General features: G+C 63.9%; 1 protein-coding gene. It reads right to left on the bottom strand.

Features of this window, described 5'->3' with window-relative positions:
* On the bottom strand, positions 1 to 818 hold an 818-nt coding region (locus tag L540_RS21155), incomplete at its 3' end, for a hypothetical protein (protein WP_156185338.1).
* Positions 819 to 923 lie beyond the last annotated feature (105 nt).

Consider the following 923-nt stretch of genomic DNA (forward strand, 5'->3'; position numbering starts at 1 on the left):
CCCGCGGTCAGCGTGCCGCCGGCCTGGGCCTCGTCGTCCGGGCCGCCACCGATGAAGAGGTAGCTGTCCTTGCCGGCGAGATGGAGGGTCTGGCCGCCGAGGTCCAGCGCGCCGCGATTGGCGAGCCGGAGGCTGGCCTTGTTGTGCAGCTTGAACTCCCCATTGGAGTGGCTCCACCGGGAGCCGTCGCCATCGACGAGCAGGGTCGTGGGCTTGCCGTCGTCGCCATTCGGTTTGCCGAAGGTGGCGCTGCTTTTGCTGATCAGGCTGCCGCCGTTCAAGATCTTCATATCGACGGCGCCGCCGACCTTGGACGACAGGCCTTTGTGCAGGGTGACGCTGGATCCGCTATCGATGACCACGTATGCGGAGTAGCTCATCTGGGATGTGAGCTCAAGGGCGGCATGCGAGACAACGGCGCCGCCCTCCTTGACCATCAGCGTGCCCGCGCCGGTCTGGCCGGCGGTGTTTGTGCCGTTCCTGCCGATGACGAGTTTGCCGTAGTCGCGGATGGTGATGTGGGAACCTGCGCCGCGGACCAAGGTCGTGCCTTTCTGCAGATTGAGCATGTGCAGATTGAGGTGGCCTTGGTTCTCCACGGTCAGCGTGGGGGTTGCGCCGTTGAGCAGGACTTCGCCGGTGACAAGCGAGGATCCTGGGCCGGTGATATGCAGCGCGCTGTTGTTGCCAGAAAGATTAACCCATAAGCCGGGGGCCCATAGACCGCCGTCTTTGACGGTGATTCGCGCGCCCTCTCCCAAACGAACCTTGTCTTGACGGTGCAAGGAGCCTGGGGTCGCGCCGGGCACGATCTCCAAGGGCGAGTTGATGGTGGCGCTCGCTTGCTGTCCATGTGCCATCGATGACCCGAACAACAGGGATAGGCAAAGCGCGATTTGGGTAGGACGAAATGACGGGGGGGG

Origin of the sequence: Bordetella pseudohinzii (assembly GCF_000657795.2) — a bacterium.
GTDB lineage: Bacteria > Pseudomonadota > Gammaproteobacteria > Burkholderiales > Burkholderiaceae_B > Bordetella > Bordetella pseudohinzii.